23 protein-coding genes and 1 pseudogene are annotated in these 25,801 nt (G+C 71.3%); 19 read left to right on the top strand and 5 right to left on the bottom strand.

Translation table 11 applies throughout. The annotated features are described in order from the left end of the window. The first annotated feature begins 178 nt into the window (after positions 1–178). The 5 genes from H566_RS29595 to H566_RS29890 are packed head-to-tail and all read left to right on the top strand — an operon-like array spanning position 179 to position 4,544. The gene (locus tag H566_RS29595; RefSeq protein ID WP_211238030.1) at positions 179–475 is read left to right on the top strand and encodes a DUF2782 domain-containing protein; all 297 of its coding nucleotides are present in this window, start codon (positions 179–181) and stop codon (positions 473–475) included. Between the two features lie 10 nt (positions 476–485). Continuing rightward, positions 486–1,481: a homoserine kinase gene (locus H566_RS0104240; RefSeq protein ID WP_028310466.1), complete on the top strand. Its 996-nt coding sequence runs from the start codon at positions 486–488 to the stop codon at positions 1,479–1,481. A gap of 14 nt (positions 1,482–1,495) precedes the next feature. Further along, positions 1,496–2,296: a BPSS1780 family membrane protein gene (locus H566_RS22800; RefSeq protein ID WP_156924286.1), complete on the top strand. Its 801-nt coding sequence runs from the start codon at positions 1,496–1,498 to the stop codon at positions 2,294–2,296. A gap of 6 nt (positions 2,297–2,302) precedes the next feature. Further along, positions 2,303–3,193, top strand: a complete 891-nt coding sequence (locus H566_RS0104250; RefSeq protein WP_028310467.1) for an AEC family transporter — start codon at positions 2,303–2,305, stop codon at positions 3,191–3,193. 55 nt (positions 3,194–3,248) lie between these two features. Further along, positions 3,249–4,544: a response regulator gene (locus tag H566_RS29890; protein WP_028310468.1), complete on the top strand. Its 1,296-nt coding sequence runs from the start codon at positions 3,249–3,251 to the stop codon at positions 4,542–4,544. Positions 4,545–4,568: 24 nt separating this feature from the next. On the opposite strand, the pseudogene queG reads toward H566_RS29890, so the two are convergent. Continuing rightward, positions 4,569–5,831, bottom strand: a pseudogene (gene queG / locus H566_RS29895) (tRNA epoxyqueuosine(34) reductase QueG); the annotation flags it as partial. Positions 5,832–5,906: 75 nt separating this feature from the next. Here queG and tsaE point away from each other — a divergent pair. Both tsaE and H566_RS22805 read left to right on the top strand, forming a co-directional pair. After that, positions 5,907–6,422 (top strand): tRNA (adenosine(37)-N6)-threonylcarbamoyltransferase complex ATPase subunit type 1 TsaE, encoded by a 516-nt coding sequence (tsaE, locus tag H566_RS0104260; RefSeq protein WP_034410436.1) that lies wholly within the window; start codon positions 5,907–5,909, stop codon positions 6,420–6,422. Continuing rightward, complete coding sequence (locus H566_RS22805; RefSeq protein ID WP_051377996.1) at positions 6,419–7,948, top strand: N-acetylmuramoyl-L-alanine amidase; 1,530 nt, start codon at positions 6,419–6,421, stop codon at positions 7,946–7,948. Before tsaE ends, H566_RS22805 begins: the two co-directional genes overlap by 4 nt. Before the next feature lie 186 nt (positions 7,949–8,134). On the opposite strand, the gene H566_RS0104270 is transcribed toward H566_RS22805, so the two are convergent. Further along, positions 8,135–8,737, bottom strand: a complete 603-nt coding sequence (locus tag H566_RS0104270; protein ID WP_028310470.1) for a DUF4337 domain-containing protein — start codon at positions 8,735–8,737, stop codon at positions 8,135–8,137. Positions 8,738–9,114: 377 nt separating this feature from the next. Between H566_RS0104270 and H566_RS22810 the strand changes: the two genes are divergently transcribed. The 6 genes from H566_RS22810 (at position 9,115) to H566_RS0104305 (ending at position 17,198) form a co-directional block, all read left to right on the top strand. Further along, positions 9,115–9,522, top strand: coding sequence for a BLUF domain-containing protein (locus H566_RS22810; protein WP_051377998.1), 408 nt, complete (start codon positions 9,115–9,117; stop codon positions 9,520–9,522). Between the two features lie 181 nt (positions 9,523–9,703). Beyond that, entirely contained in the window at positions 9,704–12,133 is a 2,430-nt protein-coding gene (locus H566_RS22815) for a putative bifunctional diguanylate cyclase/phosphodiesterase (RefSeq protein ID WP_051378000.1), read from the top strand. Between the two features lie 165 nt (positions 12,134–12,298). Further along, positions 12,299–13,057, top strand: a complete 759-nt coding sequence (locus H566_RS0104290; protein ID WP_028310471.1) for a pseudouridine synthase — start codon at positions 12,299–12,301, stop codon at positions 13,055–13,057. A 176-nt stretch (positions 13,058–13,233) separates the two neighbouring features. Then, a complete protein-coding gene (locus H566_RS0104295; protein ID WP_028310472.1) occupies positions 13,234–13,977 on the top strand; it encodes a glutathione peroxidase in 744 nt (247 codons plus the stop codon). Positions 13,978–14,332: 355 nt separating this feature from the next. Beyond that, the gene (locus H566_RS0104300; RefSeq protein WP_028310473.1) at positions 14,333–15,784 is read left to right on the top strand and encodes a dihydrolipoyl dehydrogenase; all 1,452 of its coding nucleotides are present in this window, start codon (positions 14,333–14,335) and stop codon (positions 15,782–15,784) included. Between the two features lie 232 nt (positions 15,785–16,016). Continuing rightward, on the top strand, positions 16,017–17,198 hold the full coding sequence (locus tag H566_RS0104305) for a Fic family protein (RefSeq protein WP_028310474.1): 1,182 nt from the start codon (positions 16,017–16,019) through the stop codon (positions 17,196–17,198). Between the two features lie 100 nt (positions 17,199–17,298). Here H566_RS0104305 and H566_RS0104310 read toward each other — a convergent pair whose 3' ends face one another. Further along, the gene (locus tag H566_RS0104310; protein ID WP_028310475.1) at positions 17,299–18,177 is read right to left on the bottom strand and encodes a LysR family transcriptional regulator; all 879 of its coding nucleotides are present in this window, start codon (positions 18,175–18,177) and stop codon (positions 17,299–17,301) included. A 103-nt stretch (positions 18,178–18,280) separates the two neighbouring features. Here H566_RS0104310 and H566_RS22820 point away from each other — a divergent pair, with 103 nt between their 5' ends. After that, a complete protein-coding gene (locus H566_RS22820) occupies positions 18,281–18,619 on the top strand; it encodes a hypothetical protein (RefSeq protein WP_034410439.1) in 339 nt (112 codons plus the stop codon). A gap of 4 nt (positions 18,620–18,623) precedes the next feature. Next, a complete protein-coding gene (fdxA, locus tag H566_RS0104325; protein WP_028310477.1) occupies positions 18,624–18,974 on the top strand; it encodes a ferredoxin FdxA in 351 nt (116 codons plus the stop codon). A gap of 1 nt (position 18,975) precedes the next feature. Here the strand turns inward: fdxA and H566_RS22825 are convergent, their stop codons facing one another. Continuing rightward, positions 18,976–19,902, bottom strand: a complete 927-nt coding sequence (locus H566_RS22825) for an ion transporter (RefSeq protein ID WP_034410441.1) — start codon at positions 19,900–19,902, stop codon at positions 18,976–18,978. Here H566_RS22825 and H566_RS28795 point away from each other — a divergent pair. Genes H566_RS28795 through H566_RS0104340 form a run of 3 tightly spaced genes read left to right on the top strand, consistent with a single transcriptional unit; the run spans position 19,901 to position 21,218 of the window. Next, on the top strand, positions 19,901–20,137 hold the full coding sequence (locus tag H566_RS28795; RefSeq protein WP_139826114.1) for a hypothetical protein: 237 nt from the start codon (positions 19,901–19,903) through the stop codon (positions 20,135–20,137). The genes H566_RS22825 and H566_RS28795 overlap by 2 nt on opposite strands. Beyond that, positions 20,119–20,487, top strand: a complete 369-nt coding sequence (locus tag H566_RS0104335; RefSeq protein ID WP_051378003.1) for a type II toxin-antitoxin system Phd/YefM family antitoxin — start codon at positions 20,119–20,121, stop codon at positions 20,485–20,487. The genes H566_RS28795 and H566_RS0104335 overlap by 19 nt, the downstream gene beginning before the upstream one ends. A gap of 32 nt (positions 20,488–20,519) precedes the next feature. Beyond that, positions 20,520–21,218, top strand: coding sequence for an ATPase (locus tag H566_RS0104340; RefSeq protein WP_235839879.1), 699 nt, complete (start codon positions 20,520–20,522; stop codon positions 21,216–21,218). Between the two features lie 113 nt (positions 21,219–21,331). Here the strand turns inward: H566_RS0104340 and H566_RS0104345 are convergent, their stop codons facing one another. Continuing rightward, positions 21,332–22,711 carry an 8-oxoguanine deaminase gene (locus tag H566_RS0104345; protein ID WP_028310480.1) on the bottom strand — a complete coding sequence of 460 codons (1,380 nt, stop codon included), beginning with the start codon at positions 22,709–22,711 and terminating at the stop codon, positions 21,332–21,334. A 249-nt stretch (positions 22,712–22,960) separates the two neighbouring features. Between H566_RS0104345 and H566_RS22830 the strand changes: the two genes are divergently transcribed. Continuing rightward, the gene (locus tag H566_RS22830) at positions 22,961–25,339 is read left to right on the top strand and encodes an alpha-amylase family protein (RefSeq protein ID WP_051378004.1); all 2,379 of its coding nucleotides are present in this window, start codon (positions 22,961–22,963) and stop codon (positions 25,337–25,339) included. Positions 25,340–25,801 lie beyond the last annotated feature (462 nt).

Below are 25,801 nucleotides of genomic sequence, written 5' to 3' on the forward strand. Positions count from 1 at the left end.
CTTTGCGGCCGTTTTCGACGACGTTGACGGCACCGCCGCCTCCGACCGGGGCAGCATCGCGAGCGCTTTCCACCGCCTCGGCGGCACGCCGGCCCGTGCCGGCAGCCGGTTTGCCGCGCTGGCGGCAGGCATCGGGCAAGGTGCCGCTCCGGCCCTCGCCGGCCTGCTGCTCGCCGCATTGGCCCTTCCGGCGCTTGCCGCCGACCCCGCCGAACCGCCGCTCAAGCTCGAACCCGTCCCCGACGGCGCCCCGACGCTCGAAGGCGGCAAGCCCCCCGACATCACCGTCCGCCGCGACGGCAGCGCCGAGTTCAAGGAATACCGCGTGAACGGCCGGCTCTACGCCGTCAAGGTCACGCCCAACGTCGGCAAGCCCTACTGGCTCATCGACCGCTCCGGCGGCGGACAACTCCAGCGTTTCGACGGCCCCTCGCCCAACCTGACGGTACCGAGCTGGCTGATCCTCGAGTGGTGAGGACCACCCCATGGCTGTATTCACGCCGGTAAGTCCGGCAGAAGCGGCGGACTGGCTGCGCCAGTACGACCTCGGCGAACTCGTGTCGATCGAAGGCATCGGCTCCGGCATCGAGAACTCCAACTTCTTCTTCAACACGACCTCGGCCGACAACGGCGGGCGCTTCGTGCTGACCATCTTCGAGAACCTGGAGCCGGCCCAGCTGCCCTTCTATCTCGAATTCATGGCGGCGCTGGCGGCGCGCGGCGTCGCGGTGCCGAGGCCGATTCCCGACCGCACCGGTGCGATCCTGCAAAGCATCAAGGGCAAGCCCTGCTGCCTCGCGACGCGGCTGAAGGGCGAGTTCGAACTCGATCCGCAGCCCGAGCACTGCCGCCAACTCGGCCGCACGATCGCGCAGATGCACGCCGGCGGCCTCGCCTACCAAGAGGCCCGGCCGCAGCTCATGCAGCCCAACCTGCGCGGCCTCGACTGGCAGCAGGCGATGCTCCCCAAGGTGGCCGAATGGCTGCCCGCCGACCTGGCCGACCTGCTGCGCGACGAACTCGCGGTGCAGGCCGGGCATCAGTCGGGCGCGCAGTACGCAAGCCTGCCGCGCGGCCCGGTGCATGCCGACATCTTCCGCAACAACGTGCTGTTCGATGGCACGCGCGCGGCGCCCCATCTGGGCGGCGTGTTCGACTTCTACTTCGCGGGCGTGGACAGCTTCATCTTCGACCTCGCCGTTGCCGTCAACGACTGGGCGATCGACCTCGACAGCGGTGCGATCGACGCGGCGCGCGCCGATGCGCTCATCGCCGCCTACGCAGCCGAGCGCCCTTTCACCGACGCCGAGCGCGCCGCCTGGCCGCTCGCCCTGCGCGCCGGCGCGCTGCGCTTCTGGGTCAGCCGGCTGTACGACTTCTACCGCCCGCGTGAAGCCGAAACCCTCACGCCGCACGATCCGACGCATTTCGAACGCATCCTGCGTCTGCGCCGCGCCGGTCCCGGCTGCGCCCTGCCCTGAACCCATCTCACGCCATGTCGTCGCCCGTCTCCATGCAGGCCTACCGTTTGCCCGCCGCCGCCGGCTGGGGCTGGATCCGCGACGGCTTCGCGCTGTTCCGGCGCCAGCCCATCTCGCTGATGACGCTGTTCCTGTTCTACCTGTTCACGCTGTTTCTCGTGGTGCTCATCCCGATCCTCGGGCCGCTGGTGCAGGTGGCGCTCATGCCCGGCCTGTCGGTCGGCTTCCTGAGCGCAGCCAGGGCGGCGAGCGAGGGGCGAGGCGTGAACGTGCGCGAGCTGGTGGTGGGCTTCCGGGCCAACCACGGCAAGGCGGCCAAGCCGCTGCTGCAACTGGGCGGCTTCTACTTCCTGGCGATCTGCCTCGTCTTCCTGCTCACCGCGCTGCTCGACGACGGCACGCTGTCGCACATGTTCATCGAGGGCCGCGAGCCGAGTGAAGCCGAGATGGAATCGTCGCGCATGACCTTCGCGATGATCGCGGCCATCGTCGGCTACCTCGCCGTCACGCTCAGCTTCTGGTTCGCGCCGGCGCTCGTGGCCTGGCATGACGTGCCGCCGCTGAAGGCGCTGTTCTTCAGCACGGTGGCGGGCTGGCGCAATCTCGGCGCCTTCGCGAGCTTCTTCGCCGGCGCCTTCGCGGTGATGGTGCTGAGCCAGCTCGTGCTGCTCGCGCCGCTGTCGCTGCTCGGCGCGCCGCAATCGCTCCAGGCCTTCCTGGTGATGCCGCTGTCGGTCGTGCTGTTCTCGACCATGCATTGCGCGATCTATCTCTCCTACCGCCAGACCTTCGGCCTCGACCGCGGCGCTGCCTGAGCGCGGATGCAGACCGCGCTGCTGCTGCTGCCGGACTTCGCGCTGATCGCGCTCGGCGTGCTGCTGGCCCGGCGTGGCGGCTTCGCGCCGCAGTTCTGGGTCGGTGTCGAGCGGCTGGTCTATTTCATCCTCTTTCCGGCGCTGCTCGTGCACTCGATCGCGCGAACGAGCTTCCACGCCGGCACGGCACTGGGGCTGGTGCAGTGCTCGCTCGGCATCACGCTGGCGGGCGCGCTGCTCGGCTCCCTGGCGCTGGCCTTCAAGCCCGATGCGCGACGCTTCGCATCGGGGCTGCAATGCGCGTTCCGCTTCAACAGCTATGTGGCGCTCGCCCTCGCGAGCCGGCTCGGCGGCGAGCCGGGCACGGCGACGATGGCGGTCATCATCGGCGTCGCGGTGCCGCTGGCCAATGCGATGGCGGTGCTCGCGCTCGCGCGCCACAGCGGCGCCGGCCTGTGGCGCGAACTCGCGCGCAATCCGCTGCTGGTGGCGACGCTGGGCGGGCTGGCGTTCAACCTCGCGGGCGGCACGCTGGCCGAGCCGGTCGCGGCGCTGCTCAGCCGGCTCGGCCAGGCGTCGATCGCGCTCGGGCTGATCGCCGTGGGCGCGGGGCTGCAACTGCGCCAACTCGGGGTGTCGCGCTGGCTCGTGGGCTGGTTCACCTTCGTCAAGCTCGGGCTGCTGCCGCTGGTGGCCTTCGGTCTCGCGCAAGCGCTTGCATTGCCGCCCGCCGAGGCCCGCGTCGTGCTGCTGTTCGGCTGCCTGCCCACCGCCTCGTCGGCCTATGTGCTGGCCCAGCGCATGGGCGGCGACGGACCGCTCGTCGCCGGGCTCATCTCGCTCAGCACGCTTCTGTCGATGCTGGGCATCCCGCTTTGGCTCGGGCTTCTGGGCTGAGGCACACTCGATCGGCTCCGCGCCCGCCATGCCGGCGGCGCGCCTTCTTCCGCCCATGCCGCTCTCGCTTTCCCTCGCTCTTCTCGGCACCGGCCTTGCCGTGCCGGTACTGGCCGGCATCGCCACCCATCAATGGCTGAGCCGGCGCCGGCTCGCGCGCGAGCTGGCCGTGCTGCGCGAGCAGCTCGCGCGCAACAGGCTCGAACTCGATCGCGCGCGCACGCTGGCGCGCCAGGAATCGGACCTGCTCGACGGCATCGTGGCCGAGCTGCGTCCGGCCGGCACCGCGCTCGCGCGCGTGGCCGACGCACTGGCCCAGGAGAACACGGGCGCGCAGCGCCAGCGCCTGCTCGACACCCTGCGTCGCTCGGCGCGCGGCATCGACGGCACGCTCACCACGCTGGCCGACCGCGCCCTGCTGCAGGCCGGTCAGCTGCGGCTCGCGAGTGGCCCGGTCGATCTGCCGGTACTGCTGCATGAACTGGTGAACGCGCGGCGCGGTGCGGCCGGCGCGGGCGGTATCGCGCCACGACTGGTGGTAGCCGCGTTCAGCAACCAGTGCGTGCTGGCCGACCGCGAACGCCTGGCCCAGCTGATCAGTCTGCTGATCGACGCGGCCCTGGCACAGGCCGATGCGCGCGGCGTGACGGTCACGCTCACCGAGACGGTGCTGGCGCCGCGTCGCATCGCCGTGCGGCTCGACCTGCTGAGCCATGCGCTGGTGCGGCCCGAGCAGGCCGAGTCGCTGCTGCTGCTGCCGACGCTCGATCCGGTGCCGAGTGCCCTGGGCAGCCAGGGCCTCGCGCTCGCCAATGCGCGCCAGCTCGCGCGGCTGATGGGCGGCCGGCTCGGCGTCACGCTCGGCGCGCAATCGCTGCAGCTGGGGCTCGAACTCGAAGCGCCGGTGGCCGACATCGCCGAGGTGGCCACCGTGCCCCAGCCGCGCGACGACGATTCCGCGCCCGTGCCGCCGCGCGTGGCCGGCATGCGCCGCGTGCTGCTGGTGGAAGACAACCGCATCACCCAGTTCGTGACCGTCGATTCGCTCGCGCGCATGGGCTTCGAGGTGGCGACCGCCGGCGACGGCGCCGAGGCGCTGGAGCTGCTCGGGCGGCTCGATGTCGATCTGGTGCTGACCGATTGCGACATGCCCGGCATCGACGGCCCCGAACTCGCGCGCCGGCTGCGCGCCGATCCGCGCCACGCCCGCCTGCCCATCATCGCGGTGACGGTGGACGACTCCGAGCGCATGCGCGCCGACTGTCGCGCCGCCGGCATGGACGGCTTCCTGGCCAAGCCGATCGAGCCGCACAAGTTGCAGCAGCTGTTCGATTCGATCGGCGGACGCTGAGGCGGGCGGCGGGAGCGGCCCGCCCCAACCCGCCAGCGCCCAGTCGATGTGCTCGGCCAGCAGCGGCGACGCCCCGGACCGGGCCGCCGTGAGCGCCGCCGCCAGCGCCGCGCGCTCGGGCGCGGAGGTGACCGGATCGCGCAACGCATTGCCCATCGCCACCGCGAGATTGCGCCGCCAGCGCTCATGCCCGACGCGGCGGATCGCGCTGCCTTCGGTGCGACGCAGGAATCCGGCTTCGTCCCAGCCCCACAGATCGAGCAGCTCCGCATGGTCGAGCGGCGCGCGCGCGTCGAAGTCGGGCAGGCTCGCCCGATGCGCGAACTTGTTCCACGGGCAGGCGAGCTGGCAGTCGTCGCAGCCGTAGATGCGGTTGCCGATCGCGCGGCGGAATTCGACCGGGATCGGTCCGTCGTGCTCGATGGTCAGGTAGCTGATGCAGCGGCGCGCATCCAGTTCGTAGGGCGCGACGATCGCGCCCGTCGGGCAGGCGTCGATGCAGGCGGCGCAGCGTCCGCAATGCGGCTCGACCGGCGCATCGACCGGCAGCGGCAGGCTCGTCAGCAGCTCGCCCAGAAAGAACATCGAGCCGCCGTCGCGGTCGAGCAGCAGGGTGTGCTTGCCGCGCCAGCCCAGCCCGCCCAGCCGCGCGAATTCCACCTCCATCACCGGCGCCGAATCGGTGCAGGCGCGGCTGAAATGCCGGCCCAGCCCGGCCTCGGCCGCAAGCGCGTCGATGCGCTCGGCCAGCTTCTGCAAGCGATTGCGGATGACCTTGTGATAGTCCCGCCCGCGCGCATAGATCGACACCACCGCCGTGCCCGGCGCGCGCTGCGCGGCCCGTTCGCGCTCGCGCCAGCCGGCGGGCGCGGCGGCCGGCAGATAGTCCATGCGCACGCCGATGACCCGCGCCACCTCCGGCAGCAGGCCGCGCGGGTCGGCCCGGAGCGCCGCATGCCGATCCATATAATCCATGCCCCCGTGGCGCCCGGCCGCGAGCCAGCGCGCGAGGCCGTCCACCGCCGCTGCCGGCACCTCGGCCGGCGCGATGCGGCAGCCGGCAAAGCCGAGCGCGGCCGCCTCGGCGCGGATGCGGGCGACGAGCGCGGCAAGGTTTTCGGCCCGATCGGCGCCCGCCAGTGCGAGCGGCGACGCGGCGGGCGGGCCGGCCTGCCGCCCGGCGGACGCATCGACCGTCGGGCAGTCCGCCGCTCCGGCCGCGCGTGCCGCCGCGTTTTGCTTTCCGGCAACAGCCGCGCCGCCGCCGGTCGAAGGGTTCACAGTCATTCCAGGCTTGGCCGCAGCGGCGTCACCCGCCCGCGGCACATCACTTCCATCAATTGCACGGATCGAGGTCCGAGTATGAATGCCCCCCTCGCGACGCTCGCCATCGAGCTGCCCGACGCCGCCGCGACCGACGCGCTCGGCGCCCGCTTCGCCGCCGTGCTGCGCGCGCCGCTGCACCTGCAACTGCACGGCGATCTCGGCGCCGGCAAGACGAGCTTCATCCGCGCCACGCTGCGCGCGCTCGGCCACACCGGCCCCGTGCGCAGCCCCACCTACGCGATCGTCGAGGGTTACAGCCTTGCTCCCGCCTTGCGCGCGAGCGAGAACGATTCGAGAATTGCCTTCTACCACTTTGATTTTTATCGGTTTAACCGCGATGAGGACTGGCTCGATGCTGGCTTGCGCGATCACTTCGCCGACAACGCCGTCTGCGCCGTCGAATGGCCCGAGCAGGCCGGCGAGCTGCTGCCGCCGCCCGATCTCGCCCTGCATCTCGATTACGCCGGTGACGGCCGCCATGCGCGGCTCGATGCTTTCAGCGAACGGGGGCGCGAATGTCTGAACGCGCTGGCAAGTCCGGCGGCCGCATGAGCGACCGCCTGTTCCATCGTCGTCGCGTGCTGCGCTCGGGCGCCGCCGCGCTGCTGCTGCCGCTGGCCGGCACCCGCGCCGCCCGCGCCGCGCAGATCGCCGCCGTGCGCGTCTGGCCCGCCGCCGACTACACCCGCGTCACGCTCGAACACGACAACGAGATCCGCTTCAGCCACTTCCTGGTCGAGAACCCCGACCGGCTCGTGGTCGACGTGGAAGGCCTCGACCTCAACACCACGCTGCGCGACCTCGTCTCCAAGATCACGCCCGACGATCCATACATCCGCGCCGTGCGCGTGGGCCAGAACCGGCCTCGCGTCGTGCGCCTCGTGCTCGACCTCAAGCAGCGCGTGCGACCCCAGGTGTTCTCGGTCGAGCCGGTCGCGCAGTTCAGGCACCGGCTCATCTTCGACCTCTACCCCGCCGAGCCGGTCGATCCGCTCATGCAACTGGCCCAGGGTGGCGATGCAGCGCCGCCCGCCGACGCGCCGCCCGCGCGCGGCGGCGATGCCCAGCACGCCGGCCGCGCGCCCGATGCGCAGCCGCCCGCCCGTGCCACCTCCTCGCCGCTGCCCGAGCCGCCTGCCGGCCCGGCGCCGCTCGCGCGCGCGCCCGAAACCGGCCCCGGCAGCGGCGACTGGATCACCCGCATCGACCCCGACAGCGGCCGCGTCACCGGGGCGGCGCCGCCCGCCAACCCGGCCGATGCCGCGCGCGGCCACGGCGCGGCCGTGCCGCCGGCCTCGGCCGCGCGCCCGCCGGTACCGGCCGACCCGCGCCCGTCCGTCTCGCGCCTCGTCACCATCGCGCTCGACCCGGGCCACGGCGGCGAAGACCCCGGCGCGACCGGCGCCTCCGGCAGCTACGAGAAGAACGTCGTGCTCCAGATCGCTCAGCGCCTGCGCCGCAAGCTCGACGGCGAGGCCAACGTGCGCGTGTTCATGACCCGCGACGACGACTACTTCGTGCCGCTCAACGTGCGCGTGCAGAAGGCGCGCCGCGTGCAGGCGGACCTGTTCGTCAGCATCCACGCCGACGCCTTCATCAACCGCGACGCGCGCGGCTCCAGCGTGTTCGCGCTGAGCGAGAGCGGCGCCTCCTCGGCCGCCGCCAAGTGGATCGCGCAGAAGGAAAACGATGCCGACCTGATCGGCGGCATCAATGTCAGCGCGCGTGACCGCCAGCTCGCCAGCGTCCTGCTCGACCTGTCCACCACCGCTCAGATCAACGACAGTCTCAAGCTCGGGCGCGCGGTGCTGGAACACATCGGCAAGATCAACAAGCTGCATCGCGGCGAGGTCGAGCAGGCGAGCTTCGCCGTGCTCAAGGCGCCCGACATCCCGTCCATCCTCGTCGAGACCGCCTTCATCTCGAATCCCGACGAAGAGCGCCGCCTCAACGACGACGCCTACCAGGACAAGCTGGCCGACGCGATCGTCTCGGGCATCAAGCGCTACTTCGCCAAGAATCCGCCGCTCGCCAAGAGCCGCCTCGCGGCGGTGGACGAGGCCGTGCGGCGCGGCTGACCCCCGCTCGCGCGACAGCGAATCCCGGCGCAACCGTGGCGACACCGGCCGGCGCCGTGGCCCGCGCGCCACGGTCGGCTCGCCCGCCCGCGCCCGTGATGGCACCGGCGCATGCCTGTGAGGACGCCGGCGTACGCCGCCCGCCCCGGCCCTGCGATGCGCCGCCCGGCCCGGCAGCCGCCACCGTCAGAGATGCATCGCCGCCGCGATGCCGAGCGCCACGCCGCCCGCGCCCACCGCGTACACCCCCATCTGAAGCCAGTTGCGCCGCGTGAGCAGCGCGATGGCCGACAGCGCGATCGCCACCTGGATCGCGGTCGTCGCCTGGGCCCAGCGGTGATGCGTGTGCAGCTCGTGCGCCGACTTCTCGTCGAACTCGGCCGACTCGTGGTCCAGCGCCTCGGCTTCCTTCTTCAGGCCGTCCTTCTCGCCCTTGTAGCGCTCGGCCTCGGCCTTGAGGCGCGCGATCTCGGCCAGCACCGCCTCGTTCTGCGGCTGGGCACCGAGCAGGCCCATGCCCAGCTCGGCCAGGTTCTGCTTGCCGCTCTTCGACTGGTAGAAGGCCCAGCGGTCGGCTGCCTCGGTCTTCCTGATCGCGGCATCGTTCTTGTAGAGCGTGGCCGCCGCCTGGGTCGCGCCGCCTTCATACGAAAACAGCGCGCCCACCGTCGCGAGGATGGCGGTGGTGACCGCCACGCGACCCGCGAACGGGTCCTTGTCGCCGTGGGCGGCGGCATGCTCGATCTCGTGATCGTGCGGACCGTGGACGTGGAAATGACTGCCTGACATTCGCTTTGCTCCTGCGGATTGCGGGGCGGCCCGGGCCGCTGCCCGATCGGTAGCGGCCATGCGTGGCCGACGGAAAAATCGGGGCCGGATTGTGCCGCAGGCAGAAGACCGCGCCATCGTCCGCGGCCGTGTCGCGGGTGGCGGATGTGACCGCCTCGCCCCCGTCGATCTCATGAAGATCACCGGTCTCGGCGCCCGCTGGCAGCAAGTCGCCTTCGACGGCCGGTCGCCCGACGCCTGCCCGAAGCCGGGCGTGCGGCGCCGCGCTGGCGCGATGCCGGCACTTGTGCGGTGCCGCACGAAGCTATCCTGAAGGGGAAAGCAGAGCGCCCCCCGCCCCTCCCGCATGCGGGTCCGAGGCGTCAACCACAGCCCGCATGATCGAACTCATCCACACCAGCGAACCCGGCGACAGCAACATCGCGGCCCGGATCGCGCAACTGGCGCGCGAATCGCGGCGCGGCAACCGCGCGGCCGGGCTTACCGGCCTGCTCATCTTCGACGGCTGGCGCTGCTGCGAATACCTCGAAGGCGAAGCCGAGGCGCTGGATCGGCGGCTCGGACTGCTCGCTGCCGATCCGGCGCTCGGCAGCGTCACCGTGCGCCATCGCGCACCGCTCGCGCTGCCTGAAAGGCGATTTCACGGCTGGAGCCTGAGCTTTGCCGAGCCGGCCGGCCCGCACAGCCTCGACGCCCTGTTCGCCAACCTCGGCCCGGCCTGCATCGTCCATCTGCTCGCGCTCATGCCCTGGCTCGACAGCGCGCCGGGCGGCGTCGGCGTCTGACGCGCCGGGCAGGTTCCGCCTCGCCGCCTCGCCCGCCACCCGTCGCCTCGCACGCCGCCTTCGCGCCGGATCGCCCGATCAGGTGCCGATCCGCCCGGCTTAGCCGGCTCAAGCCCTGCTGCCCGACGGCCGTCAACCGTTCATGCCCCCTCTTGCCGGGGCAACGAACGCTTTCCTCCGCATGGGCTTTTCCGATTCCCTTCGGGCGCGTTTTCGCCGCCTGCTGCCACGCCGACTGTCGCGCCAGATCACGCTGCTCGTGATGGGCATGCTGCTGATCGCCCAGGTCACGGGCTTCCTGATCGTGCGCGCCGGTCTGGACAGCGTCGCGCGCGAAACGCTCGCCATCGACCTCGACGCCGGCATGCGCATCGCGCAACGGCTGCTGGAGCAGAGCGGTGCCGAACTCGGCGCCGGCTTCCGCGTGCTGCGCAACAGCAGCGACTTTCTCGCCGCCGCGCGCGCCGACGCGCCCGACCGCGATCACCTGCGCGAACTGGCCGCGCCGCTCGGCGCCCGCCGCGTGACCGTGCTGACCGAATCGACGCACCCGCTGCTCGACGAACTCGACCTCGCCGGCGCGCCCGGCCTGCCGGCGCTGCTCACGCACGCCCGGCAAGCCGGGCTCGCCAGCTCGATGGCGCTCGCGCCCGACGGCATGGCCATGCGCGTGGTGGCGCTGAGCGTGGGCGCAGGCCCGCGCTTCGTGCTCTACGGCGTGCCGCTCGACCAGCCCGCGATGGACAGTCTCGCCAGCCTGAGTGGCGTCGACCTGATGCTGGCCGCACGCGCCGAAGGGCGGCCCCGCCTCCTCGCCGCCAGCCTGCCGCCCTCGGACTGGGTCACGCTCGAAACCCAGCTCGTCGCCGGCCCGGTCGAGCCGGGCGAACGCCAGTTCCTCTTCGCGCTGGGCGACACGCGCCGCGAAGGCGTGGCCGAATGGCTGCCCAGCCTGCGCGCCGAACCCCAGCTCCAGCTCATCGCGCTGCACACCCATGGCGACAGCCTCGCGCGCTTCACCGGCATGCGCCGCAACCTGCTGCTGGTGACGATCGCCACGCTCGCGCTCGGCCTCGCGCTGGCGCTGACGCTGGCGCGCTCGATCGCCGGGCCGATCCGGCGCATCGCGGTCAAGGCGCTGCGCGTCGGGCGCGGCGAGGCGGTCGAGCAGGTCGCCTTCCACAGCAGCGCCGAACTGGAACAGCTCGGCGCCGCCTTCAACGCGATGCGCGCCAGCCTCGCCGAGCGCGAGCAGCGCATCAACGAACTCGCCTTCTGCGACGGGCTGACCGGCCTGGGCAACCGCACGCTGTTCATGAGCCGGCTCGAACACGCGCTGCAGCACGGCGAGGCGCGCAGCGTCAGCGTGCTGCTGGTCAACCTCAACCGCTTCGGCACCATCAACGACGCGCTCGGCGCGCGGCTGGCCGACGCACTGCTGCGCGAGGTGGCGCGGCGCCTGTTCGAGACCGCGCGGCCGCAATGCGCCGCCATCGCGCGCATCGCCGCCGACGAGTTCGCCTTCCTCGTCGACCAGCCGCGCGCCAATCACGACCGCGTGCATGCGCTGGGCGAGGCGCTGCTCGCCGCGCTCGACGTGACGCTGTCGGTCGAGGGCCAGCCGGTCGACATCTCGGCGCGCGCCGCCAGCGTGACCGCGCCGGTCGACGGCCGCGACGCGCCCACGCTGCTGCGCCATGCCGCGCTCGCGCTCGACGAGGCGCAGCGCAAGCACCGCCCGCTCGTCGCCTACACGCCCCAGGTGCAGCGCGATCCCTGCGTGCGGCTCAGCCTGCTGTCGGAGCTGCGCGTCGCGATCGACAAGCACCAGCTCGAGCTGCACTTCCAGCCCAAGGTCGGCATCGGCAACGGCCAGCTCGAATCGGCCGAATGCCTGCTGCGCTGGCGCCATCCCGAGCGGGGCCTGATCCCGCCCGACAGCTTCATTCCCTGGGCCGAGCAGACCGGCTTCATCAAGCGGCTGACGGCCTGGGTGCTCGACACCGCCTGCGCCCAGATCGCGCGCATGCGCGCGCTGCACATCGAGCTGCCGCTGGCCGTGAACCTGTCGGCGGTCGATCTCGACAATCCGGCACTGCACGGCAAGGTCGAGGCGGCTCTCGCGCGCCACGGCGTGCCGCCCGCGATGCTGAAGCTGGAAATCACCGAGAGCGCGGCCATGAACGACCCGGGCCGCGCGCTGGCCACGCTGGCGCGGCTGCGCAGCCTCGGCATCGGGCTGGCGATCGACGACTTCGGCACCGGCCAGTCGTCGCTGTCGTACCTGAGCCGCTTTCCGGTCGACGAGCTCAAGATCGACAAGAGCTTCGTGCGCGGCATGTGCGCGCACCGGCATGACGCGATGCTGGTGCGCTCGACCATCGACCTCGGCCATCTGCTCGGCCTGAGCGTCGTGGCCGAGGGCGTGGAGGACGAGCGCACGCTGCGCCTGCTCGGCCATGTGGGCTGCGATCTGGTGCAGGGCTACATCGTGAGCCGGCCGCTGGCGGCCACCGACTTCGAGCGCTGGGTCGCCCAGCACCGGCTGCGCCACGAGGGGCCGCTGGTCGATCTCGATCCGACGGCGACGGTGATCGAGCTGTTCCACTGAGGGCGTCCGGGCGCCGGGACGGCGGTCGCGGGCCGGATGATGGGGCGCTGCCCGGGCCGTGCGCGGCGGCCGGACCCGGCCCGGACTGGCGCGCACGCCCGTTCCCGCACCGACACCGCCATCGGCGCCGATAATCCGCGCCGCCCGATCCGCCTGCCGCGTCCGATGTCCGCTCCCGCCCCGCCCCTCGCTCCCGTCTATGCGCCGCCGCCCGATACCGGCCTCGACCTGCTGCACGCCGATGACGCGCTGGTGGTCGTGGTCAAGCCGGCCGGCCTGCTCAGCGTGCCCGGGCGCGGCGCCGGCCATGCCGACTGCCTCGCGGCGCGGGTGCAGGCGCGCTTCGCCGATGCGCTCGTCGTGCACCGGCTCGACCTCGCCACCTCCGGCATCGTCTGCTTCGGGCGCGGCGCGGCGGCACAGCGCGAACTGAGCCGGCAGTTCCAGGCCCGCGAGACCGCCAAGCGATATGTCGCGGTCGTGGCCGGCCGGCCCGCCGCCGACGCCGGCGAGATCGACCTCCCGCTCATCTGCGACTGGCCCAACCGGCCGCGCCAGATGGTCAGCTTCACGCACGGCAAGCCGTCGCTGACGCGCTGGCGCCGGCTCGCCGCGACGGCGGTGGCGGACATGGCGGACGGTCACGCCAGCCTCGCCGCCCCGCTCGCCGTCCGGAACGACGCCGGGTCCGACGCGGCTGCAATCGCTTGCAGCCGCGTCGAACTGGAGCCGGTCACGGGCCGCTCGCACCAGCTGCGCGTGCATCTGCTCGCGCTCGGTCATCCCATCCTCGGCGACGAGCTCTACGCGCCACCGCCGGCGCGCGATGCCGCGCCACGCCTGCTGCTGCATGCGTCGCGGCTTGCGCTGACGCATCCCGTCGACGGTTTTCCGCTGGCCTTCGAAAGCCATCCCGGGTTCTGATGCGGGCGCCCGGACCGGGGCTATCAAGTCGAGCGGATCAATAGTTAATTGACTATCGATTCGCTTAACACAATGAATTAGACCTATCGGCGGCCCATCCCGATACTTCGCTCCATCGCTGCACGACGCAGCGCAGGTCAACCCCCAGCAGCACTGAACATTCCGAGGAGTCAGCAATGCCCACGTTTGAAAGCCGCGAAGGCCAGCGCGTCCCCAACGTCACCTTCCGCACCCGCGAGAACAACGCCTGGAAGGACGTCACCACCTCCGAGATCTTCGACGGCAAGACCGTCGTCGTGTTCTCGCTGCCCGGTGCCTTCACGCCCACCTGCTCGTCGTCGCACGTGCCGCGCTACAACGAACTCGCCGCGACGCTCAAGAAGCACGGCGTCGATACCGTGGCCTGCATCTCGGTCAATGACGGCTTCGTCATGAGCGAATGGGCCAAGGATCAGGAGAGCGCCAACATCGTCATGATCCCCGACGGCAACGGCACCTTCACCGAAGGCATGGGCATGCTGGTCGACAAGGCCGACCTCGGCTTCGGCAAGCGCAGCTGGCGCTATTCGATGCTCGTGAAGGACGGCGTGGTGCAGAAGATGTTCATCGAGCCGGACAAGGAAGGTGACCCGTTCGAAGTCTCGGACGCCGACACGATGCTCAAGTACGTGGCGCCCGAAGCCACGGCGCCCGACCAGGTCGTCGTGTTCACCAAGCCGGGCTGTCCGTTCTGCACCAAGGCCAAGGAAGAACTCAAGGCCGCCGGCTACGAGTTCATCGAAGTCCCGCTCGAACACAAGGTGCGCGGCAAGGTGCTGGGCGCGCTGAGCGGCAAGATGACGGCGCCGCAGGTGTTCATCAACGGCAAGCTCATCGGCGGTTCGGAAGAAGTCACCGCCTTCGTCGCCGGCAAGAAGTGATGCCGCGATGCCGCCCCGCCCGGGGTGGCGACGGCAGGGTGACGCGGCATCACGGGCCGCGTCACCCTGCCTGATGCAAGCCTTTGCAGGCCTGGCCTTCCGGTGGGTCGGCCTGCATCGGCGGCAATTCCAGACGCCCTGTCGCCCGGGTGCGTCGCCGGCATGACCGGCATGCAACTCCTCCAATCGATTCCCGGCCCGGGACATCCGCAGCGCCCGCGCGCGACCCGGCCCGCCCCCCCCTTCCGCTCCTGCCCGAGTCGCGCGCCGCGCCCCGGCCGGCAGCGTTCAGCCCGACGATCTGCAAACCCTTGCAAGGCGTCGCCCGATCCGGGCCGCCCACGGAGATAACGAGATGAAGACCCTCACACCCGACGTTGCGGTGATCGGTGCCGGCACCGCCGGTCTGGCTGCCTACCGCGCCGCCAAGGCGGCGGGCGCCAGCGCCCTGCTCATCGAGGGCGGCGCCCACGGCACGACCTGCGCCCGCGTCGGCTGCATGCCGTCCAAGCTGCTCATCGCCGCCGCCGAGGCCGCGCATTCGGCCCGGCACACGGCGCCCTTCGGCGTGCATGTGGACGGTGCGGTGCGCATCGACGGCCGCGAGGTGATGGACCGCGTCAAGCGCGAGCGCGACCGCTTCGTCGGCTTCGTGGTGAAGGGCGTGCTCAACATCCCGACCGAAGACCGCATCGAGGCCTTCGCGAAGTTCACCGCGCCGATGGAGCTGCTGGTGGGCGAGGACACGATCGTGAAGCCCGGCCGCATCGTCATCGCCACCGGCTCGGCGCCCGCCGTGCCGCCGCCGTGGCGCGCGCTCGGCGACCGGCTGATCGTCAACGACGACGTGTTCGCCTGGGACGATCTGCCCGAGCGCGTGGCCGTGTTCGGCCCCGGCGTGATCGGGCTGGAGCTGGGCCAGGCGCTGCACCGCCTCGGCGTGAAGGTGCGGTTGTTCGGCATGGGCGGCAAGGTCGGCCCGCTGAGCGACGAGGCCGTCATCCGCAGCGCGATCGGCATCTTCGGCGCCGAGTTCCCGTTCTCGCCCGACATCAAGGGCAGCGACATCCGCCGCGAGGGCGACGAGGTGGTCGTGACCTGGACCGAGGCCGCCACCGGCGAGACGCATACCGAGCGCTTCGACTACCTGCTGGCCGCGACCGGCCGCCGGCCCAATCTCGGCAAGCTGGGGCTGGAGCATTCCGGCCTCGAACTCGACAAGCAGGGCGTGCCGGTGTTCGACCCGGCCACGCTGCAATGCGGCACGCATCCGGTGTTCATCGCGGGCGACGTCAACAACATCGTGCCGCTGCTGCACGAGGCCGCCGACGAGGGCAAGACCGCCGGCCACAACGCGGCGGTGTTCCCGGACGTGGTGGCGGGGCTGCGCCGCGCGCCGATCTCGGTGGTGTTCAGTGAGCCGCAGATCGCGATGGTCGGCAAGCGCCGCGGCGAGCTGGAGGACGGCTGCTACGTGACCGGCGAGGTGGATTTCGCCGACCAGGGCCGCAGCCGCGTGATGCTGAAGAACGCCGGCCTCATGCATGTGTATGCCGACGTGCGCGACGGCCGCTTCCTGGGCGCCGAATGGCTCGGCCCGCGCGCCGAGAACATCGCCCACCTGCTGGCCTGGGCGGTGCAGCAGCGGCTGACGGTGGCGCAGATGCTCGACATGCCCTTCTATCACCCGGTGGTGGAGGAAGGCCTGCGCACCGCGCTGCGCGACGCGGCGGCCCATCTGGCAAAGCTGGGCGCGGCGGAGCGGGAGTGCCTGAGCTGCGAGGACAAGGCCAGCGACGCGAACTGAGCGATGGCGGCCCGGGCGACCGGGCTGTCCCCGCTCAGGACGCAAAAAGTCGGCTAAAGAGTCGGCTAAAGAGTCGGCTAAAGAGTCGGCTAAAGAGTCGGCTAAAGAGTCGGCTAAAGAGTCGGCTAAAGAGTCGGCAGAAAATTATTCTTCAAACTCATCATTCCAATAAAATTCTCTTCCTTATCAACAAGTTTTGACTGCAAAATTTCGGCAGTAAAGTCGGCAAAAAATGTTCACGCATCCCGCGCAGTTCGAACCCCTTCAACCGGACTTCCAGCATCGGAAGCTCGACGAACTGCGCGAGCGCTGCGCGACGCTGGTCGAGCGTGCCCAGCGCCTCGCTGGCATGGCCCATCCGGTCACGCGTACCGAGTTGCGCGAGCTGCTGCGGGCAATGAACTCGTACTACAGCAACCGCATCGAGGGGCAGGGCACGCATCCGCTCAACATCCAGCGCGCGCTTGCCCGCGATTTTTCCGAGCGGCCCGACGTAGCGCGGCTCCAGCGCATCGCCGTGGCCCATCTCGATGCCGAGCGCGAACTCGAAGCGCGCGTCGCGGCCGGCGACTCGCCCACCACCATGGCCTTCCTGATCGACGCCCATCGCGCGCTGTATTCCCGCCTCGCGCCTCAAGACCGCCTCACCGATGACGGCCTGCCGATCGAACCCGGCGCCCTGCGCAACCGCGAGGTCGAGGTCGGGCGCCATGTACCGCCGGCCGCCGCCGCGCTGCCCGCCTTTCTCGCGCGACTCGACCAAGTGTTCGGCAAGCTGCCGCCCGGCGAGCGCCTGCTGCTGCCGGTCGCCTGCCTGCATCAGCGCGCCGCCTGGGTCCATCCCTTTCTCGACGGCAATGGCCGCGCGCTGCGGCTCCAGACCCATGCCGCGCTCTGGCGCCTGAGCGACGGGCTGTGGTCGGTCAATCGCGGGCTCGCGCGGCGCCGCGCCGACTACTACGACCATCTCGCCGCCGCCGACGCCGCGCGCCGGGGCGATCTCGACGGGCGCGGCAACCTGAGCGAGGCCGCGCTGCGCGACTGGTGTGATTTCTTTCTCGGCATCTGCGAGGACCAGGTCGGCTTCATGACCCGCCTGCTCGACCTCGACGCGATGAAGACGCGCATGCAGGCGCTGCTGAGCTTCCGTGCCGCGCACGACAAGAACATCCGCATGGAAGCGCTAGCGCCGCTGCACTACGTGTTTGCCGCCGGGCCGGTCACGCGCGGCGAGTTCGCGCAGATGACCGGACTCAAGGAACGCACGGCGCGCGCGCTGCTGTCGCGCCTGCTCACGACCGGGCTGCTGCGCAGCGACACACCGCTCGGTCCGGTGCGGCTCGGGCTGCCGCTCGACGCGCTGCAATTCCTGCTGCCCGATCTCTATCCCGAAGCCGCTACCCAGCCGGATTGAGCGACCCTCCCCTCGGAGGGACGGCCGGCTCGCCGCCGGCTGCCGGTCGCCCCCCGGCCAGAACAGCGCGGCGGTCTTGCATGCCCCCGTCATCTCCGTTTCACCCCAGCGCCGCCACCGCAAAGTCCACGAAGCTCCGCAGCTTGGGCGGCGTGAACCTCCGGCTCGCCCACAGCGCATGCAGCATGAACGGCGGGTGCTCGTGGTCGGACAGCAGCCGTTCCAGCCGGCCTTCGGCCAGGTCATCGACGATGAGCACGTCGGGCAGCCAGGCGATGCCGAGCCCGGCCTGCACGGCGCGCAGCGCGAGCAGGGTGTCGTCGGTCTTGAGCACGGAGCGCGGGCGCAGGCGCGCCGGGCCGGCGGGGCCGTTCATCGTCACCGAACTCATGTCCACGTAGGTCGGCAGGATCGCGTCGAGGCGCGGGATGTCGTCCGGCCCGGCCGGGCGACCCGCGCGGTCGAGATAGGCCGGCGCCGCCACCAGCAGCAGCCGGATCGGGCACACCGGCCGCGCCACCAGCGACGGCGTCGGCTCGTTGGTCACGCGCAGCGCGAGGTCGAAGCCTTCCGACGCGAGATCGACCTTGCGGTTCTCGAGCCTCAGGTCCACCACCACCTCGGGATAGCGCGCGTGATAGTCCACGAGCATGCGGGCGAAGCGCGGCGTCGCGGCCCAGACCGGCGCGGTCACGCGCAGCAGGCCGCGCGGGCGGTCCTGGATGCCGAGCAGCTCGGCCTCGGCTTCGTCCAGCAGTTCCAGCGCGCCGGCCGCGTGGGCGTGATAGCGCTCGCCGGCCTCGGTCAGGCTCAGATGGCGGCTGGTGCGGTTGAGCAGCCGGGCGCCGACGCGGCGTTCGAGCGCGGCGATGTGCTTGCTCGTCATCGCGGCCGACAGGCCCAGCCGCTCGGCCGCGCCAGCAAAGCTGCCCGCGTCCACCACCTCGCGGAAGACCTTCAGACCGAGCAATCCGTCCATTGAGTTTCTTTTTGGGAAAGAAAGCCTCAACGGTATCGCGCTCGATCAACGGGCAGGAAAGCTTTACGGTCGGCAGCTCCGGCTTCCAGCATCTTCGATCGTCATGTCTGATCTCTCCTCCCTCAAGGCCGCGCAAGCACGCGGCCCGGTTGCCACGCCGCTCGCGGCGGCGGTGGCGGCCTCATCAGCTGTCACGGCTGCGTCGGCCGCCTCGACCATCGCGGCCGCCATGGCCGGCGCACCGGCGGGTTCGGCGCGCGCGAAGGCCAATGCGCAACGCCCCGAGCTGTGCGCCGGGCAGCTGCTGCCGCTGCCGGCCAATCCGCTCGCGCGCGCGGCCGTGCGCGGCCGGCGGCTGTTCGTCGCGGCAGTGGTCGTCAGCGCGCCGATCGGCTGGGGCATCGGGGCGCTCGGCCTGCTCGGGCACTGGGCGCTGGGCTGAGTCCGTGCCCTTCGTCGTCACCGAAGCCTGCATCCGCTGCCGGCATACCGACTGCGCGGTCGTGTGCCCGATGTCCTGCTTCCGCGCGGGACCCGACGTTCTCGTGATCCATCCGGACGAATGCATCGACTGCGCGGTGTGCGTGCCCGAATGCCCGGTCGGCGCGATCTTCCCCGACACCGGACTGCCGGCCGGCCAGGAGGCCTTCGCCGCCATCAACGCGCGGCTCGCGCGCCACGCGGGCTGGCCCGTCATCACCGAGCGCGAAGCCGCGCCGGCCGATCACGCGCGCTGGGCCGAGGTGAAGGACAAGCGCGCGCTGCTCGCCGCGACGCTCGCGCGGCTGCCGGGCTGATTCAGCCCTCGCCGCCGGCCACCGTGTCGTGATGCCAGTCGGGCAGCTTCGCGCCGCAATGGCGGCAGAAGTTGGCCTCGGGCGAATGGCCTTCGGTCAGGCAGAACTGGCAGGTGCGCGTGGTGACGGCGCCGGGCCAGCCGCGCCGCTGGGCGGTCATCTCGGCGGTGACGATGCCGGTCGGCACCGCCAGCACGCCCCAGCCGAGCAGCATCATCACCGACGAGATGAGGCGGCCCAGCTCGGTCTTGGGCGTGATGTCGCCGAAGCCGACGGTCGTCACCGTGGTCACCGCCCAGTACATCGCCACCGGAATGCTCGTGAAGCCGTTGTCCGGCCCCTCGATCACGTACATGACCGAGCCGAACACGAGGATGAGCATCAGCACGAAGCTCAGGAACACGGCGATCTTGCGGTAGCTCGCGCGCAGCGCCGCGCCGAGCGCGCTGAACTCGGCCACGTAGGCCGTGAGCCGCAGGATGCGGAACACCCGCAGCAGCCGCAGCACCCGCACGTCGATGAGCACATGCGCGCCCGGCACCAGCACCGCGATGTAGGTGGGCAGGATCGACAGCAGGTCGATCACGCCGAAGAAGCTGAGCGCATAGCGGCCCGGCCGCCGCACGCACAGCAGCCGCGCGACGTACTCGGCGGTGAACAGCAGCGTGAAGAACCATTCCGCGCCGTACAGCCAGCCGCCCCAGCGGTCGGAGATCGCATGCGTGCTGTCGAGGATGGCGACCAGCACGCTCGCGAGGATGGCGCCGATCACCGCGAGGTCAAAGGCGCGGCCGGCGCGCGTGTCGGCCTCGAAGATGATGGTGTAGAGCGTCAGCCGCCAGCCCGACAGCGGCTTGCCGAACTGCTGCGCGGCGCGGGCATAGGCGGGGACGGGCGGTGGCGCGGGGCGGGCGGAAGTGCGGTCCATGGGCGACGGCGCGAATCTGGATGAAGCCAAATTGAAACAAAGTGCGCGCGGCGGCAAGCGGCGTTGCGACGGGCGCGATGTTGCGCGCAAGACGGTGGCGAGCCGTGCCGGTGCACCGCCGGCGGCCGCGCGGGAAGGCGCCGCCCAGCCAGCCATCATGGCAATTTCGGCCGAAATGGCTAAGATTCAGGCATTCCCCGCCGGAACGAGGCCGTCATGTCCGCATCTGCTTTGAGCCTTACCACCTCCCTCGGCCAGTCGGTCGAGATGCCCGCCTTCAGCGCCACCGAGGTCAAGAACGAATTCGGTCGCGTGCTCGAAACCGCCTTCACCAAGGGCGCGGTCGCGATCACGCGGCATGACGCGCCCAAGGCGGTGCTGCTGTCGCTCGACGCTTGGCGCGCGCTTACCGGCGCGCAGGCCGCGCCGGCCGATCCGCTCGCGGCGCTCGGCGCCGAATTCGATGCGCTGCTCGCCGGCATGCAGACGCCGGCGGGCCGATCGGCGGGCGAGGCGCTGTTCGACGCCTCGCCCGATGAACTCGGCGCCGCCGCCGTGATGGCCGCCGCCACTGCCGGCCGATGACGGCCGCCGCGCCGCCAACCGATTCCGCCGCGGTGCCGACCGCCGCCGTCGCCTCGACCTCCGCCAGCAGCGCCGCGCCGCCCGCCGACGGCGCCGTACCGCGCCCGACGATCCGCGTGCTCGCCGGCACCAACGGCGCCGGTAAGAGCAGCGTGGCCGGCGCGATGCTGCGCGCCGCCGGCGGCGATTGGTTCAACCCCGACGCGGTCGCGCGCCGCCTGCGCGACGCCCATCCCGATCTCGACCAGGCCACGGCCAACGGCCTCGCCTGGCAGGCCGGCAAGTCGCTGCTCGAACGCGCGATCGCCGGCCGACTCGACTTCAACTTCGAGACCACGCTCGGCGCCAGCACCCTGCCGGCGCTGCTCGCGCGGGCGGCCGACGCGGGCTTCGCGGTGCGGGTCTGGTACGTGGGGCTGGAAAGCGTCGAGCTGCATCTGAAGCGCGTGGCCGAGCGCGTCGCCAAGGGCGGCCACGACATTCCCGAGGCCGACATCCGCCGCCGCTACGACGCCGGCCGGCGCAACCTCGTCGCGCTGCTGCCCCGGCTGGCGGAGCTGAAGCTGTTCGACAACAGCGCCGAGGGCGATCCGCAGGCGGGCATCTCGCCCCAGCCGCACGCGCTGCTGCACTGGAAGGATGGCCGGCTGCTGGCGATGTGCGAGCCGGCGGCGATGCCAGGCTGGGCGAAGCCGATCGCGGCGGCGGTGCTGAGGCTGGCGGCGGGTTGAGACGGGCGGGCCGGCACGCCGTCGCCCGCAAACGCCGGCAGCCACAAGCGCCTGCAACCAAAGCTGCGCCGGCATGAGCGATCACGCATGCTGCAAACGCTTGCAGCCCGGCATCACCTCACCAGCAACTGTCGCGCAAACGCGTTGTGCCGCTCCAGCACCACCGGCAGATCCACCGTGGTGACGCGCCCGTCGCGCACTACCACACGGCCGTTGATGACGCTCGTCGCCACCTTGGGCGGCGCGCAGAACACCAGCGCCGCCACCGGATCGTGCAGCGCGCCCGCGAACTCGATCGCGCCCAGGTCGAAGGCCACGACGTCCGCCGCCATGTCCACCGCCAGCGCGCCGATGTCGTCGCGGCCGAGCACCTTCGCGCCGCCGAGCGTGGCGATCTCCAGCGCCTCGCGCGCGCTCATCGCGGCCGGGCCGAAGCCCACGCGCTGGAGCAGCATCGCCTGCCGCGCCTCGCCGAGCAGATGGGCGCCGTCGTTCGAGGCCGAGCCGTCCACGCCGAGGCCCACGCTCACGCCCGCGTCGCGCATCTTGCGCACCGGCGCGATGCCCGAGGCGAGCCGCATGTTCGAGCACGGGCAGTGCGCGACGCCCGTGCCGGTGCGCGCGAACAGGTACACGCCCTCGTCGTCGAGCTGGACGCAGTGGGCATGCCACACGTCGGGGCCGACCCAGCCGAGGTCTTCGACGTACTCGGTCGGCGTCATGCCGAACTTCTCGCGGCTGTAGGCGATGTCGTTGACGTTCTCGGCCAGATGCGTGTGCAGCGACACGCCGCATTCGCGCGCGAGCGCGGCCGAGTCGCGCATGAGTTCGCGGCTGACCGAGAACGGCGAGCAGGGCGCGAGCACCAGCCGCGTCATCGAGAAGCGGCCGGGGTCGTGGTACGCGTCGATGAGGCGCTGGCTGTCGTCGAGGATGTCGGCTTCGCGCTCGACAAGGCTGTCGGGCGGCAGGCCGCCGGCGCTCTCGCCGACGCTCATGCTGCCGCGCGCGGCGTGGAAGCGCATGCCGATGCGGCGCGCCGCGTCGATGCTGTCGTCGAGCGTGCAGCCGTTGGGGTAGAGGTAGAGGTGGTCGCTGCTGGTGGTGCAGCCCGAGAGCATCAGCTCGGCCATTGCCGTCTGCGTCGAGATCTCGATCATCTCGGGCGTGATGCGGCTCCAGATCGGGTACAGCGTCTTGAGCCAGCCGAACAGTTCGGCGTCCTGCGCGGCGGGCACGGCGCGCGTCAGGCTCTGGTACATGTGGTGATGCGTGTTGACGAGGCCGGGGATGACGATGTGACCGGTCATGTCGAGCACTTCGTCGGCGGTCGGCGGCAGTTGCGCCGTCGGGCCGACCTGGGCGATGCGGCCGTTCACGCAATACAGGCCGCCGCCGCGGATCTCGCGGCGCTCGCCGTCCATGGTGACGAGCACGTCGGCGTTGCGGACGAGCAAGGTCTTGTTTCCAGTTGCGGCGGAACGGGCCGGCATCGATTCACCTTCAGAAAGAAATGGCGCGCCAGAATCGGCACGCCGGTCGGCAATGATGCAGTGCAAGCCGCGCGCCAGCCGGGGCTTACGCCTTTCGGGTGGCTTGCGGCCGATGGTCGAGCGCAAGCCGGAGTTGCCGCTGCCGGAGTTGCCGCTGCCGGATTCGCCCTGGCCACCGGATTCGCCGCCGCCGGCCCGCGCCGGCCGACGCCCCCTTCCGAACCTTCGCTCTCCCGCGCGCCTGCCCCAATGTCCTTACGACTCCGCCCGCTCGCCCTCGCCGCTCTGCTCGCGGCGCTGTCCGTCCTGCCCACCCTGCCGGCCGGCGCCGATCCGGTGGCCGATTTCGCGCCACCCGACAACGACCTGCGCTTCGACGCCGCCGGCGCCACCCTCGGCAACGCGGGCGACGGCTGGTTCGTGCCCGTGACCTTCGCGCCCGGCGCCGCGCCGCGCCTCACGCTCGCGCCGCCCGCCGGCGAATGGAACTGGGCCCGGGCCGGCAGCCTGCGCCTGCATGCGCAGAACGGCATGCCCTGGGCCGTCACCTTCGATCTCGCGCTGACCGATGCCGCCGGCAACCGGCTGGAGGCCCGTGTCGCGCTGCCGCCCGGCCCGCCGCAGACGCTGGTGCTGCCGCTCGCGGCCACGAGCGGGCGCGGCTGGGGCATGGTCGCCGCGCCCTTCGCGCCCTGGCTGCGCAATGACGAGCGCCTGCTCGTCGCCACCGAGGTGCGCGGCGCGATCGACCGCGCCCACATCACCGGACTGACGCTGTCCATTCCCGGCCCGACCGCGCCGCAGACCCTGCTGTTCGGCAAGCTCTTCACCGACGCCGAGGGACTGGACGCGCGTCTGGCCTACGAGCGCATCGTCGATACCTTCGGCCAGCTCAACCGGGGCCAGTGGCAGGACAAGGTGCTGTCGAAGGCGGAACTGCTCGAAGCCGCCGAGGACGAGGACGACCAGCTCGTGCAATGGGCCACCGAGGTCAAGCCCGCCGACGCCTTCGGCGGCCTGCCCGACGCACCCGGTGCCGCGCCGCTCGTGCCGGTGCCGCTCACGGCGACCGCGCCGCCGCCGGCCGCGACCGCGCCCGCCGACACCGCCGTCGAGGGAGGCGCACCGGCGGGGGCCACGCCCGCCGCTCCCGCCCCGAATGCCCCCGCCTCCGGCTTCTTCCGCACCGCCAAGGCACCCGGCGCCGACGGCCGCCCGCGCTGGTGGTTCGTCACCCCGGCCGGTCACCGCTTCCAGTCGCTCGGCGTCAACACGATGCAGATCGCCGGCGCCGACACCCTCGTCGAGGGCCGCGAATTCATGTTCGACGACCTGCCCGCGCGCGGCGATCCGCTCGCCCGCTTCTACGGCAAGCGCGACAGCGCCGCCGTGCTCGGCGCCGACGCCGGCGCCCGCCAGGGCCTCGGCTACAGCAAGGGCCGCAGCTACGACTTCTACCGCGCCAACCTCTACCGCCGCGACCGCGACCGCTTCGAAGCCGCCTGGCGCGACCGCGCCCATCTGCGCCTGCGCGCCTGGGGCTTCAACACCATCGGCAACTGGAGCGACGACGCCCTTACCGGCATGAAGCGCACGCCCTACGTCAGGAATCTGGAAATCGGCGGCGACTTCGCCCGCGTCAGCGACGGCCAGGACTGGTGGGGCCGCATGCCCGATCCCTTCGATCCCGCCTTCGCCGCCGCCGCCGACAAGGCGCTCGCCGCCGGCACGAAGGCGCGCCGCGACGATCCCTGGCTGATCGGCTGGTTCATCGACAACGAACTCGCCTGGGGCAACGGCGCCGCCACCGATCCGCGCCAGCGCTACGCCCTCGCCTACAACACCCTGCGCACCGACGCCTCGGCGCCCGGCGCCGGCTTCGCCAAGCGCGCCTTCGTCGAGCTGATGCAGGCCCGCTACGGCGAGGCCCGCCTGTTCGCCGACGCCTGGGGCATGGCGCTCGACAACTGGGAACAGCTGCTCGCGCCGGTGCACACCGCCCCGCTGCCCGACGAGCAGCATCCGGCCGTCGCGGCCGACCTCGGCGCCTTCCTCGGCCTGTACGCCGATACCTACTACCGCGTCGTCGCCGAGACCCTGCGCCGCCACGATCCCAACCACCTCTATCTCGGCAGCCGGCTGGCCAGCCGCACGCCCGAGGCCGTCGCCGCCTGCGCGCGCTGGTGCGACGTGGTGAGCTTCAACCTCTACGTGCCCGACATTGCGCGCGGCTTCGAGGCCGAGGCGTTCGCTCGCCACGACAAGCCGGCGCTGCTCACCGAATTCCATTTCGGCAGCAATGATCGCGGCCCGTTCTGGAACGGCGTGATGGCCGTGGTCTCCGAGGCCGAGCGGGCACCGGCCTATGCCCGCATGCTCGATTCGGTCGCTGCCAACCCGGCCTTCGTCGGCGCGCACTGGTTCCAGTACCTGGACGAACCCGTCACCGGCCGCTGGCTCGACGGCGAGAACGGCCATCTCGGCCTCGTCGCGATCACCGATCTGCCCTGGAGCGAGTTCGTGCCCGGCGTGCGCGCTGCCAACCTGCGCCTGCTCGGGCGACTGGCCGGGACGACCACGGACGGGACGGCGACAGCCGCGGCCAGGACGACGACCGGCGGACGCTGACCGGATTCGCGGTTCGCGGTTCGCGGTTCGCGGTTCGCGGTTCGCGGTTCGCGGTTCGCGGTCATCTTCCGGCGCAATCGCCGGGAATCGGCGTTGATCAGCACAATCACGCACGTTGTTCAACTGCCGAAATACTTTTTCAAGACTCGATTGCCGCAACCGCAAAGGCAGGAAAAGCATGCCCGCTCCGACTCGAGGTTCATCCCGTGCGATCGGAATTGAATTCAATTCATCGGCAATATCGGCGCATCTCGCCAATTCGGATTAAGAAAAATCCCTAGCCGATCGACAGAGCATCAAGAGCAAATGCTCGCAATCAGATCCATCCGCTCATCGCAAGGCTTCAACCCGTCCTTCTGCCGAATCGCGGCGACGGACGGTCGAACGTCGACCCAAAAGCACGTCGCAGAACATATGGCGATGCAGCAAGGCCGACTACACTCGCCTGCGATCCCGCGCCCG

This window comes from Derxia gummosa DSM 723 (assembly GCF_000482785.1).
GTDB lineage: Bacteria > Pseudomonadota > Gammaproteobacteria > Burkholderiales > Burkholderiaceae_E > Derxia > Derxia gummosa.